Here is a 16609-nt window from a genome sequence, read left to right as displayed (position 1 = left end):
GCTCACCGTTTTTTTGTCAGGTTTACAGGAGTCGGGAAATGGTCGACCAGAAGCAGGATGCTGTGGAGCAGGATGCGCGTTCTGTTGCTCGTATTGAAACCACGGTAGATGACACGCTGTTAAAAAGCGTGGCTTGGATCTGCAAACACTACAAACGCGAGAAAAGTGAAGAAGCGCTGGTGGCAGGTTTGCCAAAAGCGACATTGCTCTCACCATCACAGGCCATGACAGCGCTCGAAAACGCCGGCATTACCGGCGGCATGGTTGAGCGTCGTCTGCAGGATCTGCCGGAGCAGTTGATGCCGATGATTCTGCTGCGCAAAGGGGGCGGCGGTTGCATTGTGCTGTCGCGCCGCATTCACACTAATGAGGAAAATCAACGCGAATTGCGCTTCCAGCTGGTGATGCCAGAAGTCAGCGCTTCAGCCGTTGAGATGAATCTGGCCGAGCTGAATGAGATCTACGCGGGCTTCGCCGTCATGGCGAAACCCACTGCTGTGGTCGATGAGCGTGCCAGTGAAATGCTGCCGGAAGTCAAAGGCCATTGGCTGTTCACCACACTGTGGCGCTATCGCCGCTATTACCGCAGTGCCGCGATTGCGGCGGTATTGATCAACGTTCTCGGTCTTTCCAGCATCTTCTTCACCATGAACGTCTATGACCGTGTGGTGCCGAACCAGGCATTCGTGACACTGTGGTCACTGGCGATTGGCGTGACCATTGCGATGATCTTCGAAGCCGTTACCCGCTTCGTACGCGCGCATCTGCTGGATATGGCTGGTAAAAAGGCCGATTTAGTGCTCGGCAGTATGCTGTTCCGTCAGGCACTTTCTATCCAGATGGAACACAAACCCGCTTCCTCCGGTACCTTCGCCAACCAGATTCGTGAGTATGAATCGGTACGTGACTTCGTGGCATCTGCCACGCTGGCGGCGATTTCCGATCTGCCCTTCATTCTGATGTTTGTGGGTGTGATCTTCTTTATCAGCGGTCCGCTGGCGATCATTCCACTGATGATGATCCCATTGATCATCATCGTCAGTGCCGCGATCCAGTGGCCGCTGGCGCGCATCATGAAAGAGAATCTGCGCGACGCCTCACTCAAGCAAGGTGTACTGATTGAGTCGGTTGAAGGTATGGAAACGCTGAAAGCGGTGGGCGGTGAAGCACACATGCAGCGTCGCTGGGAAAATTTCAGCGCACTGCAATCCGCTAACTCGATGAAATCAAAACGCTACTCAACGCTGGCAACCGGCGTGGTGACGTTCCTGCAGCAGTTTCAGACGGTGATGTTGGTGGTGGCCGGTGTTTATCTGATCAATGAAGGCACGTTCACCATGGGTGCGATGATCGCCACCGTGATGCTTGCCAGCCGCGCGACTGGCCCGCTCGGTCAGGTTATTGGCCTGGCTGTACGTTATCAGCAGGCAAAAGCGGCGCTAACGTCACTCAACAAGCTGATGGAGATGCCTATTGATCGTGACAGCAGCAAAACCTATCTCACCGATCCGCCGTTGAGTGGTGAGATCACGCTGACCAACGTCAACTTCTCCTATCCGGCACCGCCAATGAAGCCCAACCCGGAGATCCTTAAAGATATCTCGTTGAGCATTAAAGCCGGGGAACGCGTCGCGATTCTTGGCCGCATCGGTAGCGGCAAATCCACCTTATTACGTGTGATGGCGCGCCTTTACCAACCGGTGAAAGGTCAGCTTTCGGCCGATGGTCTGGATGTTAACCAGATTGATCCGGCGGACTGGCGCAAGGCTGTTGGCTTTGTCGGTCAGGATGCGCGTCTGTTCTACGGCACGCTGCGCGAAAACGTAATGATTGGGCGCCCGGACGCCACCGCCAATGAGCTGCTGCGCGTGCTGAATCTGACCGGTTTGGACCACGTTGCGGCACGCCATCCAAGTGGTATCAATTTAACGGTTGGCGAGGGCGGCGAAGGCTTGTCTGGCGGTCAGCGTCAGCTGGTTTCTCTGGCGCGAACGCTGCTCACCCGTCCTAAAGTGCTGCTGATGGATGAGCCAACCAGCGCCATGGATAGCATGACGGAAAACCAATTCCTCGCGCATTTACGTCGCGCCAGTGAAGGACACACGCTGATTGTGGTGACGCATCGTCCATCCATTCTGGCATTGGTCGATCGCATCATCGTGGTGGAAGAAGGCAAAGTGGTGGCGGATGGCCCGAAAGATCAGGTGCTTGCCGCTTTAGAAGGAAAAAATAAAGCCCGCAAACAGCCGCGTCAGGCGGTTGAACCGGCGGTACGTGCGCCAGCTCCCGCTAACGATTCAGCGCCGACGCAAGCAGCAGCAGAGGAGGCCGCAGTATGAGCAAGTTAATGTCATGGCGTAAGAGCGAGAAAGGTATGTCCGCTGCTGATGCCGAATTTATGAATGACGTGCAGGCTTCTCTGCTGTCGCAGACCACGCCGGGTTCCAAGCTAGTGATGTGGATCATCATTGCGGTGTTAGTTGGTGGCCTTACCTGGGCCAATTACGCACGAGTCGAAGAGATCACTAAAGGCGATGGCAAGGTCATCTCACGCAGCCGTGAGCAGGTTATTCAAAGCCTGGAAGGCGGCATTCTGGCAGAGATGAATGTGCGTGAAGGTACGGTTGTAGATCGCGGTGATGTGTTACTGAAAATTGACCCAACGCGTGCGCAATCCAGCTATCGCGAAGTACTGAGTAAAGTGGTGGGTCTGAAGGGCAGCATTGCACGCTTACGTGCTGAAGCTTATTCATTGCCACTGGCGTTTGATGAGCAGGTACAGAGCGATCCCGCCGTTGTGGCGCAGGAAACTAAAGCTTATGAATCGCGCAAACGTGCGCTAAGTGACAGCATCAACTCATTGCAACGCAGTTACGCACTTTCGATGCGCGAGATTCATCTGGCTGAGCCGTTAGCGGCCAAAGGTCTCTTGTCAGAAGTCGAACTGCTGCGTATGCAGCGTCAGGCCAATGACATTCAGGCGCAAATCGTCGAACGTCGTAACCGCTATCAATCAGATGCCCACACCGAGCTGGGACGTCTGGAATTAGAACTGAGCCAGGTTAGCGAAAACCTGATTGGTCGTGCCGATATTGTTGATCGTACCACGATCGTCGCACCGGTGCGCGGCACGGTGAAAAACGTACGCGTTAACACCATTGGCGGGGTTATTCAGCCGGGTGAGCATATTCTCGAAATCGTTCCGCTGGAAGAGCAGTTGCTGGTGGAGGGAAAAATCCGTCCGTCGGATGTCGCCTTCCTACGTCCAGGCTTACCGGCCAAGGTGAAAATCACCGCCTATGACTTTGCCATTTACGGCGGGCTTGATGGGCACGTGGAGTATATCAGTCCGGATACCTTAAAAGACGATCAGAAAGCCGCCAGTGGACGCCCGGATGATACCTACTATCGCGTACTGATCCTGACGGATAAAAGCACGCTGCACGCAGGTAACAAAGATCTGCCGATCATTCCCGGCATGATCGCTACCGTCGAGGTGCGCACGGGTGAGAAAACCATTCTCGATTACCTGCTGAAGCCGGTCCTGAAAGCTAAAGAAGCATTCCGCGAGCGTTAATAATCATGAAAAATAATAACAAGATGCGCCATGCACAGGCGCGTCATCTCTCTCTGCTTGCCGTTTGTATTGCCGTTGTGATGGCGCCCGCGGTTAACGTGATGGCGGATTCCACCAGTGAGTTGATGATGTTTGCGGAAATGAGCGGCCAGCGTCCTGTCGCTCCTGCGGCAGCGCCGGTGCGAACGCAACGTTTGCAAGGTTCTACGGCGCCTGCATCTGCTCCAACGACACCTGCGGCAAAGGTTGCGCAACCAACGTTCACTGCGCCAGCGCCGCTGTTTGTTGAAAGACAGATACCGGAGGTCGCGATTACTCCGCGGGTTCAGCCGCCAGTTGCGCCAATCGTACCGGCCCCAATAGCAGAAGCGCCGCACCAGCGCGAAGCCGCCGAACGTCCTGCACAGATCAGCGCGAAAACCAGCCAGCATGCTGAAATTCAGGGCGGAGGTTTCCTGACGGAGGATCAGCGTCGCCCTGAACCACAGCCGTTTAACCCGATGCAATCGTCGCGAAATGTGGGTCAGCAGCAGGCTGCAGCAACGAAAACCTATGCTCCAGCTGAAAGCGCTAAGGCAGATTTTAGTTATGTTAGCCCTCCAGCAGCGACTACAGCGGCAGAAACGACTTCACCCGTTACGTTAAGCGGCGGAGTTAATGAAACAGTTGCCGAGAGTGAAATACGGCAAAAGTTTCTCTCAGCTGCGCGTATCACCTGGCGAATCAGCCCGGCGCTGAAGTCCTATATCGCTCAGGGTGATGCGGCTGAAGCCAGCGTAGATGAAGCGAAAGGCCAGCGCTGGCCACAAGTTGATGTAAGCGCCGCTTCGGCAACCAAAGAGTTTGGTGGTGGAACTAAAAATTATGAATACCAGGGGAATATGCCGTCTTTAGGTGTTTCAGTAGCGACTAATCTAATCGACTTTGGCCAAACCAGTCGCACCATTGAAAGTCGCGAAGAGCGCGTTAAGTCAGCCTTACAGTCGGTGCAGGCACAGCGAGAAGATTTGGCGATGCAGGTAAGTAACGCCTTGATTGAGTGGAATAAACAGCAGCACGTCATCGCCATCAGTAAGCAGTATTTGGCGCGTATGGCAGAGCTGACCAAAATGCTCAGCGGTATTGTTCAGTCAGATACTGGACGTCGCAGTGAACTGACGCAGGCAAAAGGGCGCTTACTGCAAGCGCAAAGCTACCTGGAAAATGCCGAGTCTCGCGCGCGGGATGTTGAAATCACTCTGAATCGCCTGATGGGCAACAACCGCGTGACGTTACCAGCCAGCGATAAGTGGGCGCTTTCCTTTGGTGATTTAAACCGCCAACTGACGAGTTTGGATGTCCATCCTCTGATCTTGCGCGCCAGCGCTGAGGAGCGAGCAGCCTTTAAAGAGGCGGAGGCAATCAAAGCTTCTGGCCTGCCAAAGCTCAACTGGACGGTAAGCAAAAACACCCGTGAAGATCAGCTCGGACGCCAACAGGCATGGCAAACCGGCCTGAACGTTAGCTGGGGCTTATTCCGCGGCGGTTCAACCAACGCCCAGGAAATTGCGGCGATTAAACGTGCCGAAGCGAGTCGTCAGCAGGTGCAGGAGCAACGCCGCGATCTGGAAAATCGTGTGCGTGCTGCCAACCAGAATGCACACTCAACAGCGGAACGCGCCGTGCTGTATAAAAACCTGATTGTGGAATCCGATCGGATTCGTAAGGACTTCTTTGATCAGTGGTATCACTTAGGCCGCCGTTCATTGCTGGATGTATTGAGCGCAGAAAGCGATCTGTACAACAACCAGGTCAGTGAAGTCAGCAACCGTTTCGATAGCTATGCCGCCATTATCAGCGGATATGCTAACTCGGGCACGCTAAGTCGTTGGCTAACGACGGGGCGATAACAATTCCATACACCCGCTTCGGCGGGTTTTTTGTTTTAACCCAACGTAAACGAACGGGCTATTTGAGTTGGCAATGCTGCGTAAGTCACTTTAGAATCGCGGCGAATTTTTACCCAAGAGGAGAACGGCATTGGACACAAGTCCCAAACGATTACAGCAGGACCTCGCGGTAAGATAGCCTTCACGCTGTCTTAACTGCGCGTTAAGACGGTGAATTTCCTTCCAGAATCACCCCTTTTCATAAGCACAATGCGGCTGGTTCCCAGCGGTATTCGCACTGTCTGTAATCCATTTATTAATCTTTTGTTCCGCAAACAGAAAGCTGCGGATTGAGGTCTATCATGGATTGGAAAATCTTTTTACTGCGCGTCACCGTCGCGCTGGTTTTGGGTGCGCTGATCGGCAGTGAGCGCCAACTACGTCAACGTATGACCGGATTACGCACCAATGCGCTGGTGAGCACCGGCGCTTGTCTCTTCGTTCTGATGACACAAAGCGTGCCCGGCATCGCTACGGATGCGTCACGCGTTGCGGCTTATGTGGTTTCCGGTATCGGTTTCCTCGGCGGCGGAGTGATCATGCGCGATGGCTTGAACATCCGCGGATTGAATACCGCCGCCACCTTGTGGTGCACCGCCGCCATTGGCGTGCTGTGCAGCATGGGATTGCTGCTGGAGGCGGCCCTCGGCTGCATGGTGATCCTGTGCGCGAATATACTGCTGCGTGAACTGGCTTTGGGTATCAACCGCCAAACCATCGTCTCAGCAGCCGAAGCGATGCAACACTACAAAGTACAAATCATCTGCCTCGCGCAGGATGAGGTTCAGGTTCGCAGCCTAATGCTGCACACGCTGGGCGGCAGCGGATTGCGCCTGCAATCACTGCACAGTGAGGATTTGGATCCGCCGCATCGCATGGAGGTGAATGCTGAAGTGATTGGCAATCCCACTTTAACCGATCAGCTGGAAAGCCTGGTGAGTCGCATCAGTCTGGAAAAGGGCGTAAGTTCGGTGCGGTGGCAGGTGAATGAGTTGGAGCGTGATTGATATTTAGAATCGCTTAGAAAACGTATCGCCATTTGATCGCCACTGTGAATGACAAACAAAAAAGCCACCTTGAAAAAGGTGGCTTAAATGCACGAAATAACTAGGAAAATTTGGTGGCCCCTGCTGGGTTTGAACCAGCGACCAAGCGATTATGAGTCATATGAATAGCTTGTTTCATCATTTTCCATCTTTAATAATATCTACATTTTAAATAATATAAATCAGTAATTTATGTTTGTGTCTTCGTTTCATGTTGTTCCAGGTATTTGCTTTCAGTATCATCCTTACGTCACCTGCTACATCACCCAGAAAACGGTAATAAATTTCTCGTAAGGACTTCCTCTTGGCAGACAATCTAACGGATTCAATGGTGCGCGGTCTTAAAGCTCGCGACTCGGCTTATCAGGTATGGGACAAAAGTGGTGAGCGAGGAGCAGGGCGTCTGGGCGTTAAAGTTGAGCCATCCGGGCAGCGGGTTTTCTACTACCGATACTACTGGGATGCTAAGCGCCACTTCATTCAGCTGGGTCGTTGTCCTGAGATGTCTTTAGCCCAGGCTCGTCAGCTTGCTAAAGGTTATGCCGGTACGCTGAAGGCAGGGAAGAACCCTAAGGTCGAAAAGGCTGAACAGGAAATCGCGCTGGAAAAGCAAAAGCGTGCCGAACAGTTAAAGGGCAGCATCAAGCAGCTTATTCAGGGCTACACCAACAAAATGCGGGAAGATGGAAAGCGGACATGGCAGCAGGTGCTGTACCGCCTTGAGAAGGAAACATATTCCTTTATCGCCAAAGACACCAAAGCTAACGAAGTCACGCCGCTTCATATCAAACAGATTTTGTCTGCCATTATTCAGCGCGGTGCGAGCGTTGAAGCGAACCGAGTGCGCTCTTATCTGATGGCAGCGTTCAACTACGGGCTTAAAGCAGACAACGACCCTGCCAACCACCAGCAGAATGTGATGTTTGGACTTGAGATGAACCCGGTGAGCGTCATCCCTAAGCAGTCGGCTGCAGAGAAAGCGGGAACCAACTGGCTGAAGTTGAATGAGCTGCAACAGTTGATGGGTGACTTTCCCAAAACGCCAAGCGTTGGCAGCACGGTGAACTTGCTGCTTAATTTATGTGTTTACGCTGGTGGTCAGCGCCCGCATGAACTGGCTTCCAGTCGATGGGATGCCGTGAACTGGGAAGAGAAAACACTGTTGATAGTTGCTGACGTCTCAAAGAACAAGCGCGGCCATCTGGTGCCGTTAACTGATTCAGCGGTCTATATTCTGGAAAGGCTGAAGGTGGAAAACGTTAACGATAGTCCGTTTATCTTCCCGCAGCGGCTGGACGCGAGTAAGCATCTACGAACTGACAGCTTTGCTCAAGCCATCATCTATTATCGCGAGCATTTTCCTGACAATCCGGTGTTTGTTGCGAGAGATTTACGGCGGACCTGCAAAACGTTGATGGGCGAAATCGGTGTCTCGAAAGAGCTGCGCGACCGTATTCAAAACCATGCATTACAGGATGTCAGCTCGAAGCATTATGACCGTTATGATTATCTTAGCGAGAAGCGTAAGGCGCTGAAGTTATGGGAAAGGCGGGTGAGCAAGGTTGAGAAAGCCACCAGCAACGTTGTGAGTTTATTTGGCTAACTGGGGCCATTTATTTAAAATTAAGAGTAAGGAAGGATGAGTAATTATAAGGATATCCTGAAAGATATCATAAAATCAATATGTTACATTAGGGTTTGATGTTATTCTAAATGCTTTTTTAGTGGCTATCGCACCTTGATTATAAGAGGTGTGATTGTCATGGCTTTTATATGAGTTAATGGTAGGTAAAGATGTAACTTATCAGGAAATAAAATTTTCAGCAGCTTAATAAATTTTAGCTCGGCCATTATTAATGGCCGAGGTGTGTGCAATTTATTGTAAGATATTAATCTGGATAGCCGTTCATCAAATAATCAATAATTATCTTTAAATCTATAGAATACCTCTATATTAATTATATTAATGTTAAACAATACGGCTATATTTTTTTGCGAAGTGAAAGAATAGCCTGTGCAATTGATCCGCGGGAGGAGAGTAATATGCTGCGAATCGCTTGATCAACTTCTTCACCGCTCCGTTTGTCCAATTTTGCTAGCATTTCAATTGGCAGTAGCGTACCAAGTGTTTCATGTTTAAAATTATACCAATTGACCTTTGCGATGGCCCTCTCTGTCCTCTTAATTATTAAGTTCTCAAGAAGTTGTAAACGTTCTGGATCAATAGTCATATAACCAATCGGCCATGTTAAGGCACTATCATTGTTCGGTTGACCGTGATATTGCACTAATCCAATTACACCCGGAATAAGAAGCATCTCCATTCGATCAAAATTGGCTGCTGAAGATAGTGCAATACCATTGGCGAAGCGACCAGAATGATGTTTACGATTTAAACGACATTCAGCTTCACTATCACCCGAATGCAACATGGAAATTCGAGCAGTTTTATCATCAGCATAATTTTCGAGAATATGACTAAGATCACGATTAAATCGCGAAAGATGACTTCCATTAGCCCCCCAAAATGGCACTTTACTGCTATACCAAAGAGCCTTTGGTGCTAACTTACCATCATAATTCCTTAAAGCATCATGTAGAGTGCTAAAAAAACGTTTAGAGTTATCGGGTAAATAAATAGCCCCTAGCATCCCAATAGTTTGTTGATTACCGTAACCAGTTTTTCTCTGAGCGCGTGCATCTATCCAGCCGGAAAAGTTAAACTTATACCCCTCAGAAAATTGTGCCATCACATGATCGTCAACTAAGCTGCAATATTCTTCGCAGTTAATACCAACATTATCAAGCTGATGTTTACCCAGGAAATCAGCGATATGTGCCTCTAGCTCATTTACAAGAGGTAAGCGAGTGTTCCCTATAACCTCGTAAGAACGAGTATATTTATGAGGTTCACTTCCAGGAACCGAATCGTAACTTACCTCAATTTCTATTGGTAACTGTACCATTTCGTGAGAATTACAACCCATGACTTTGTAAAGCTTAGTCCTTTGACGCTCGTATTCATTATTACGGCTTAGCATAAGATGATGACGATATTGTGAACTAAATGCCTCGGTTACTGCGGTTGTATCACTTCCCACTTTATACTTCGGTAACAGCTCTGGGAGTCCCGAAGTAATGCGGCGAGGTGGCTGCGGCTTACATATAGATAAAGTTAATAAGTCGAATGCTACTTCTTCAGTGCGATCTTGATATTTAATCAAGCTAGGCTTACCGCCATTGCCCGCTGCATGTTTTCTCAGAAACGAACTAGCCTCGATATGGCCATCTGGATTAATTGTAATAAGTCGGTTTTCCAACAAGCTATCTAACAATACCTCACGTTCTCTGTCATTTAAGCCAAAGTAATTTTGCAGTTCGCTCGGATAAAGACGCTCAAAAATCAATAGTAGTCGACAAGCAAATTGCTCTATACCCGGCATTAACTTTTCAGTAGTCCAAGCACAATTAATCTTATAAATGCGAGCAGGTAGTAGTACGGTAATAATATTACCCAATCGTGGTTCTTGCATCATTTTTTATCTCCTGCCAGACTATGGCCGCAAAGAATTTGATAGTCAGGCTTAGAGGTTGCGACCTGCTTACTTATAAATTCATGTACGCTTCCTAAAGCTGAGTCATTATTGTTTTTTGACCACATACGGACAGCACCTAAAATCAATAATCGTTCTTGGGCCCGAGAAATAGCTACGTTGATGCGAGGCGCATCCCTGAGGAAACCTTGTAGCTTATCTGAATTATCGCGTACAAGGCTAAGGATTATGATCTTATTTTCTTGTCCTTGGTATGAATCAACAGTATTTATTTTAATCAAATCACGTAGCTCCGTGGCCCATTCCGCTCGGCTGATAGCGTTTTCGATCTCATCTTTCTGCTGACGATACATTGTAATAATTCCGATCGGATATGGTTGTTCAGTAGTAATGGTCTGCTTGAGGTTGTTAATGCTATTATCATTTGCTAGTTTTTGCAGTGAATCAAGTAATAGTCTAACTTCTCGCTGATTGTAATAACGACCATTACCCATACGCTCTTCGCCCCCTTCAATACTTGAGCTAGAGCTATCAATCCAACTAACAGATTTATTCCAAGGACTGGGTAACTCTGAATACCAATCTGGTGAATTCTTCCTGACTGAATGCAATTTACCAATATCTTTGGCATAAAAGCACTCAGATACCAACTCACCTATTGGTTCGACCATTCTATATTGTGTATCCAACGTAACACCATTAGTCGCTTTGAAAGCTCGTTCAAAGTCAGATTCATAGAAAATCCCGTGTCCAAGTTCCAATTTCTTAGCAGCCAATTTAAGATGCTGCTGATGATAGAAAGGTGGTAATTGCTTATGATCCCCCACTAGCAGTATTCTTTTACCTGATTGAAGAGCTACCATTAATTCGGCCGCCTGTGCTCGGCCAGCCTCATCAACGATGACCCAGTCAAAGGTTGATTCTGCTAATTCCAGCCTGCGGCTACCTACGCCAACTAAGGTGCCACATACCAATTGCTTACTTTTGAGCATAAAGCGATCAAAACCTGCTTCGCCACCATGTAACACATCCATCCATTCTTGACTCATCTCCAACAGCTGAAGAAAACGATCTAAATTTTCTGGATTGTTGTAGCCAGATTGAATAGCTATTCGCTCTGATAATTGTTTTATTAAAGTTTCATCATATTGCAACTTTTCCAACACGTCACAGTCAAATATCGAACTGATTATCGCTTGAGTTCTTTTTTTAAACAGACTGTTTTGTTCTAATAACTCATTAATATGAAACGGGTAATCATTATTGCCGCCTTTAGTCTGCTCGAACTTAGCTTGTTCGCGACGGGATTGGCCTAATGAGACTATCAATGGGTTCAGGGTGCGGTGTAGCTGGCAAATTTGCTTAACTAATGAAGGCGGCATACCTAAACGTTTACCTAAAGAACTCACCCTTAGGTCATACTCTCTATGAAATTTATGTTGGATCTGTCGCTGTAATGCCTTGGTTTCAACGTTTAGCATGCCCTCATCAATCATTAATTCATTACCGATTCGTACTGTGTCAAGCAGCATGCCTTTGCTGTAGCAAAGTTCTCGAGCTTTTATCGCGACATTGTCAACTGCGGCATGAGACTGTCCAACCAGCAAAATATTACTGACCCCACAATGTTTATAGAGATAATGAATAAATTTAGATATAAAGGTGGTTTTGCCTGTTCCAGGAGGGCCCTGTAGAACACCTACAGGTCCTAACTCTACTAGCTGCTGGAAAGCCATAAGCTGTTGTTCATTAAAGGCTTGACCGGGTTGGTCATATAGTTCGCGTAATGCCTCAGCCGTAGGGCGCGGTTGCATTTGTTGCATGTCCGGCTTTTGATGGTAATCAAAATAATGTGGCAGATTGAGTATTTCGGCTTTGTTCTCAATTACTCGCTGTAATGCACGTTGACGCAGTTCTCGGGATGATTTATCGCGAATCGACTCCAGCTGTAATTGACTACCATCAACAATACGTTTGCGGGCCGCGTCGAAGTCAAAACGTATAGCCAACAGGTTTGGTGTAGTCTCATTCAATCGAAGTTCACCTAGCTGTATAGAGTCGCGTTTATCTTTCAAATAAACGATGATTTTGTCATCAAATTCGAAGTTAAGATCCGAGCCAGACTCAGTGGTATATGGATATAGTAAACAGCCACTAAATGATTCCTGATAGTTAGCTGAATCAATATTTACCAGATCTCGCAACTCAACTTCGGTATCAGACAGAGCCTGCCATAGCTCGACAGGACTCGACTCACTGCTATCAAAGTCATTTTCAGCCATCTCTTGGTTAGGATTATCTTTCTCAATTATGGCATCAAACACTGCCTCCAGATTCATCAGTAACTCAATAAAGTCGTTACGCTCTTTAGGTAAGCCGCGTTGTAGCGATAGCGGGGTCTTAATCTTGGCTTGAGAATATTTTCCGGCCTTGATAGTTTGCTCAATTGAAAGATCTGTATGATATTTTATTATGCTAATAGTACGGTCTTTAGGAATAAGACCGACCAGCAACTGTTCACCCAAGCCAGTAATATAGCAACGTAATTCATTAACAAAACGTGGATCCGTCGACCATTTACAATGAAAGTAATATTCTCCATCGTTTTGCTCCAGTAATTTCATTTCCTTTGGCCAGAAGTCACCTCCCCAGTAAACAGGGACAGCTTGCTCGATCAAAGAGTCAGACTCAATAGGTAAGTTCGTCTCAGGTAGTACAGGCGTTTGTAGCGCTTGTAACAATGGATCTAGCGCGATGGGAATACTATCAGCAGATTGCTTAGCGCGTTCAAGTTCAGCCAGCACTGAGGCAGGCATACCTTCGCTAAATAGTTCCTCTACCATACGATAGACAGCAAAGCAGTCTCGGCCAAATGCATCAGTGCTTTCAGGATTAGCTGGCTGGTAATGTTTATCTCCAGTTAGCTCGTCACTGTATTCAAGTAACCCAACCAAAATAAGTGCTGTTTCGTCGCCTGCTTGCACTAATAATTTTTTTGGACAAAGGTCACCATGGGGTAACTGCTTTTCGTGGAAGGAATGGACAGTATTAATTAATTTCTCAGCAATCGCGAAGCGCTGGGCTTGGTCCACTATATTTTCGGTCGTAAACTGTGTCCATGATAAGCCTTCAATATGCTCGCTAACAACATACAAGCCGCCTTGACTTAACAATCCACTAGTATGAACTGCGGGAGTTGGAAGGTTTACATGTTTGAGCTTATCAATACGTTGCTTGAAGGCATGTATCCGGCGATTTATTCCCGGCTGTTGTGGATTTAAGTTAACACCATCCCACAGTTTAACCATAAGCGGTAGCCCGTTTTGGCTACTGCGATAACTAATAGAACCAGTTGCGGCAATAGCTGCCAAAGCCGGATAAATTTCAGCTTGCAGCTCGGGAAGCGGCTGAAATTCCAATAGCATACCAAAGCTGTTCATACCTTCACGGAAGAACTCGCTCTCTCTTAGTTCTTCGTAAATTTGGTTAGCTTCGTCGTGATCATGACTCTGTTCTTTAGTTGCGGAATTGAATTCGTTGAGCATGATGTCGGCCCGAGGAAAGCGTTTCCCAGGCTCAAGATGAAGTGCTTGTTCAAACCAACTATTAAGGATTCCACCAAATGGATCCTGTTGTGGAATTTTCCACTCGGGAACCTGATTGGCGATCAGCAATGACTCACCAGCAAAGCAAATACGATAAGCTACGACGGCTAACATGAATACATCTAAGCGATAGGGTTCAATCGCCTCTTCGTAAGCATCTTCAGGTAATACATAAGGAGCGCTTTGTAGTTTTGAACGCAGTGATTCCAGACTTTCACGCCCTTCCAGCGAAGCAGCACCAAAACCTGTTACGACTATACTTCGCTGATCTCCGGCGTACCATAGATTATGGAGATCAATATCGCAGTGTCCTACGCCAAGACTATGCAATTCTGAAAATGGAGCAAGGAGCGCCCGTACATGATCGATTCGCTGAGATTTGCTCCAGTCGGTAGCTTCACTATCTAATACTTCATCAAGACGTTTAAGACTACGCCGCAACTCATACAATTCACGTGCATCGTCAGTTACTTCTTCTTCGGATAATTCACTGACTGAGCGCAGCATATAATCCTGCATAGTAGAGCTAGCATTACGTACCTGACGGCCTACTCGTGTTTCACGTAGAGCAACTTCTGCCCAGAGTGGCTGCAATGCATTGGTTATGCCTAAAGCATCAAAGTCCCATTGTCGTAGTAAGCCTTGATGTTGAGTATTATCTTTATGAGTCGCGCGAAATTCGCTGTAAATATTATGGGGATGGCTATAGAAAGGTTTTTTGTTAGCAATATATCCATTTTCTTTGAGGGGTAGGGCTTTTACCTTAGGTCCCTCAAAAAATGATTGAATAATTGGTAAGATTTCAGGCGAGTTAGGTCGAGGCTTATCTCCCTCAAATAAATGAGAAAAATTTGTCTCTTGTACAAGCTTTTCGTATTTCTTAGGATTACCAATAACCAAAAACTCATCGCGAGTATGAACATAGCGGCGTTCGCTTAGTGGCAGGTTATCAGGACCTGCATTGCCACATAGCACAACGTGAGCTTCAACATGCAGGAAGTAACCCAATTTTCGGGATAGCTCTTCCTGTAGCAAGTTTCTTAACCGTATTGCATGATCTCTTTTAATTTGATAGGGGCTTTTACCTCGTGGTTTGCCATTCTGCAGCCATTTGCCGCCCTCATATGTAATGACGCCATTCCATTCTTTAAGTTCGATCAATAAAAGCCGATCTGCAGTAATGATCAGAGAATCAATTTCCATTGAACCTTGAGCATCGGTTACTACAAGTCCCGCATAGCCAAACCAGCTATCCGGTAGCTGCTTAACCATCATATCAAACATTCTGGTTTCGCTGCGGTGCAGGCCTGCGCCGCCAACTATCTGATATTTCAAATTTTATCCTTTATCACTAAAAGTGATTTTAGTTGTTAAGCCAAATATACATATTGGTTTTACTTATTATTTATCGTTTATATCTTTTTCGATGAGCTATCTACACAGCGATATAGACTCAGCCTCTGAGATAAAATCAACTAGTTAAGTGCAGAAATCACGCCGAGGAAGGCTAGAGACAGGCCTACAGTTACAAGGAGTTCCGGAACGATGCGCCAGAAGCCTTGCGTAAAGTGAAAGTCATCCAGATTAAAAAACTGGCTCGGACGGACTGCATTACGCACCACAAAAGTGCCATCCTGATCGTCGATTACATGGGTTTCACGATATTCTTTCCAGGCTTCGGCCACCCTTTTTTGTTCTTCCGTCTTATTGGCTTCTGCAATTCTGGCGTCAATGTCAATGTCAGTGACATGCTGGCTGAACTTGATCGTCAGGCGTGTTTGCAATAACGCCATGGATACTACTAAAGGCAGTGCGGCGGCTTTTTACCAACTCCCGCCAGCTGATAACGGCAAAACAAAGCGCGGCGACTAACAGGATAGTCACGTAACCTGGAGCGGCATCATTTTTCAAAACCGAAGCGATAGATAAAATGTCATTACGCACCAGCACACCAGGAAGCAGCAACGAATCCATTTTTTACACCATAAGTAACAAGGAGTAGGGGGGGGTTTCTTTTAAGATTACTCTAATGGATTTCACTTATATTATCTATAGTTACGAATTTACGATGTAACCAAAACTGCGTATGTATTTTAATTCATAAAAATCAAGATTTTGATTAATGGTGTGCTCGATTGAGAGTCTTGGGTTCAGAATAAAACATTAGTTTTTCTGCGTTTTGGCAGTGTTTAATGGATGATTTTCTTAAGGCATTCGTTGCTTACAGCCACGCACACGCGCTGTATGATTTTGCCCATCTCATTCTGTATCTTACGTTTGCCGTTTTGACATGCTGTCGACCATTCGCCTGCTCCCCGTTGATTAACATACCGCGATTTTAGTAATGTCTTCATAAGTCACATGACGACATCCACATGAAGAAGCGATTTTCCGACGAACAGATCATCAGTATTCTCCGCGAGGCAGAAGCCGGGGTTTCGGCCCGGGAACTCTGCCGCATGCATGCCATTTCAGACGCTACCTTCTACACCTGGCGCAAGAAGTTTGGCGGCATGGAAGTCCCTGAAGTGAAGCGGCTCAAGTCACTTGAAGAGGAGAACACCCGCCTCAGGAAGCTGCTCGATGAAGCTATGCTGGATAAGGAGGCGCTTCTGGTGGCTCTGGGTCGAAAGCTCTGACGACAGACCAGAAGCGGGAAGCCGTGGAAGTCATGTGTGAGACAACGGGTCTGTCGTAACGCCGTGCCTGCAGGCTGGCTGCCTTGTCCCTTTCAACCTGCCGTTATGCGGCTCAGCGTCCGGCTGCTGACGCGCAACTGTCTCTGCGTATCACAGAGCTGGCACTTGAACGCCGCCGCTTTGGCAGGCCAGCATTCCGTCATGTAGTGCTTTTATTTTCTGAAAGGGTCAGCGAGACAGCATAGAAACGACAATGTCTG

9 protein-coding genes and 1 pseudogene are annotated in these 16609 nt (G+C 47.6%); 6 read left to right on the top strand and 4 right to left on the bottom strand.

What is annotated here, in order from left to right:
• Positions 1–38 precede the first annotated feature (38 nt).
• The 5 genes from K5Y33_RS18935 to K5Y33_RS18915 all read left to right on the top strand — a co-directional run bounded on the left by K5Y33_RS18935 (position 39) and on the right by K5Y33_RS18915 (position 8154).
• Positions 39–2339, top strand: a complete 2301-nt coding sequence (locus K5Y33_RS18935) for a type I secretion system permease/ATPase (protein ID WP_222234904.1) — start codon at positions 39–41, stop codon at positions 2337–2339.
• On the top strand, positions 2336–3577 hold the full coding sequence (locus tag K5Y33_RS18930) for an HlyD family type I secretion periplasmic adaptor subunit (RefSeq protein WP_137386563.1): 1242 nt from the start codon (positions 2336–2338) through the stop codon (positions 3575–3577). The genes K5Y33_RS18935 and K5Y33_RS18930 overlap by 4 nt, the downstream gene beginning before the upstream one ends.
• A gap of 5 nt (positions 3578–3582) precedes the next feature.
• Complete coding sequence (locus K5Y33_RS18925) at positions 3583–5466, top strand: TolC family protein (RefSeq protein ID WP_222234903.1); 1884 nt, start codon at positions 3583–3585, stop codon at positions 5464–5466.
• 341 nt (positions 5467–5807) lie between these two features.
• Positions 5808–6512, top strand: coding sequence for an MgtC/SapB family protein (locus tag K5Y33_RS18920; protein WP_110867369.1), 705 nt, complete (start codon positions 5808–5810; stop codon positions 6510–6512).
• A gap of 343 nt (positions 6513–6855) precedes the next feature.
• Positions 6856–8154 (top strand): site-specific integrase, encoded by a 1299-nt coding sequence (locus K5Y33_RS18915; protein ID WP_222234902.1) that lies wholly within the window; start codon positions 6856–6858, stop codon positions 8152–8154.
• 379 nt (positions 8155–8533) lie between these two features.
• On the opposite strand, the gene K5Y33_RS18910 is transcribed toward K5Y33_RS18915, so the two are convergent.
• The 4 genes from K5Y33_RS18910 to K5Y33_RS23745 all read right to left on the bottom strand — a co-directional run bounded on the left by K5Y33_RS18910 (position 8534) and on the right by K5Y33_RS23745 (position 15684).
• Positions 8534–10087, bottom strand: coding sequence for a hypothetical protein (locus tag K5Y33_RS18910; RefSeq protein WP_255610371.1), 1554 nt, complete (start codon positions 10085–10087; stop codon positions 8534–8536).
• Positions 10084–15045 (bottom strand): AAA domain-containing protein, encoded by a 4962-nt coding sequence (locus tag K5Y33_RS18905; RefSeq protein WP_222234901.1) that lies wholly within the window; start codon positions 15043–15045, stop codon positions 10084–10086. The genes K5Y33_RS18910 and K5Y33_RS18905 overlap by 4 nt, the downstream gene beginning before the upstream one ends.
• A gap of 140 nt (positions 15046–15185) precedes the next feature.
• The gene (locus K5Y33_RS23750) at positions 15186–15503 is read right to left on the bottom strand and encodes a hypothetical protein (RefSeq protein WP_255610370.1); all 318 of its coding nucleotides are present in this window, start codon (positions 15501–15503) and stop codon (positions 15186–15188) included.
• Positions 15451–15684 carry a hypothetical protein gene (locus K5Y33_RS23745; protein WP_255610369.1) on the bottom strand — a complete coding sequence of 78 codons (234 nt, stop codon included), beginning with the start codon at positions 15682–15684 and terminating at the stop codon, positions 15451–15453. Before K5Y33_RS23745 ends, K5Y33_RS23750 begins: the two co-directional genes overlap by 53 nt.
• Positions 15685–16085: 401 nt before the next feature.
• Here K5Y33_RS23745 and K5Y33_RS18895 point away from each other — a divergent pair.
• Positions 16086–16534 (top strand): annotated as a pseudogene (locus K5Y33_RS18895) (transposase); the annotation flags it as partial.
• Positions 16535–16609: the final 75 nt, after the last annotated feature.

Origin of the sequence: Pantoea sp. DY-17 (assembly GCF_019795975.1) — a bacterium.
GTDB lineage: Bacteria > Pseudomonadota > Gammaproteobacteria > Enterobacterales > Enterobacteriaceae > Pantoea > Pantoea leporis.
The sequence above is the reverse complement of the archived record's forward strand: the minus strand, read 5'-3'. Positions and strand labels throughout refer to the sequence as shown.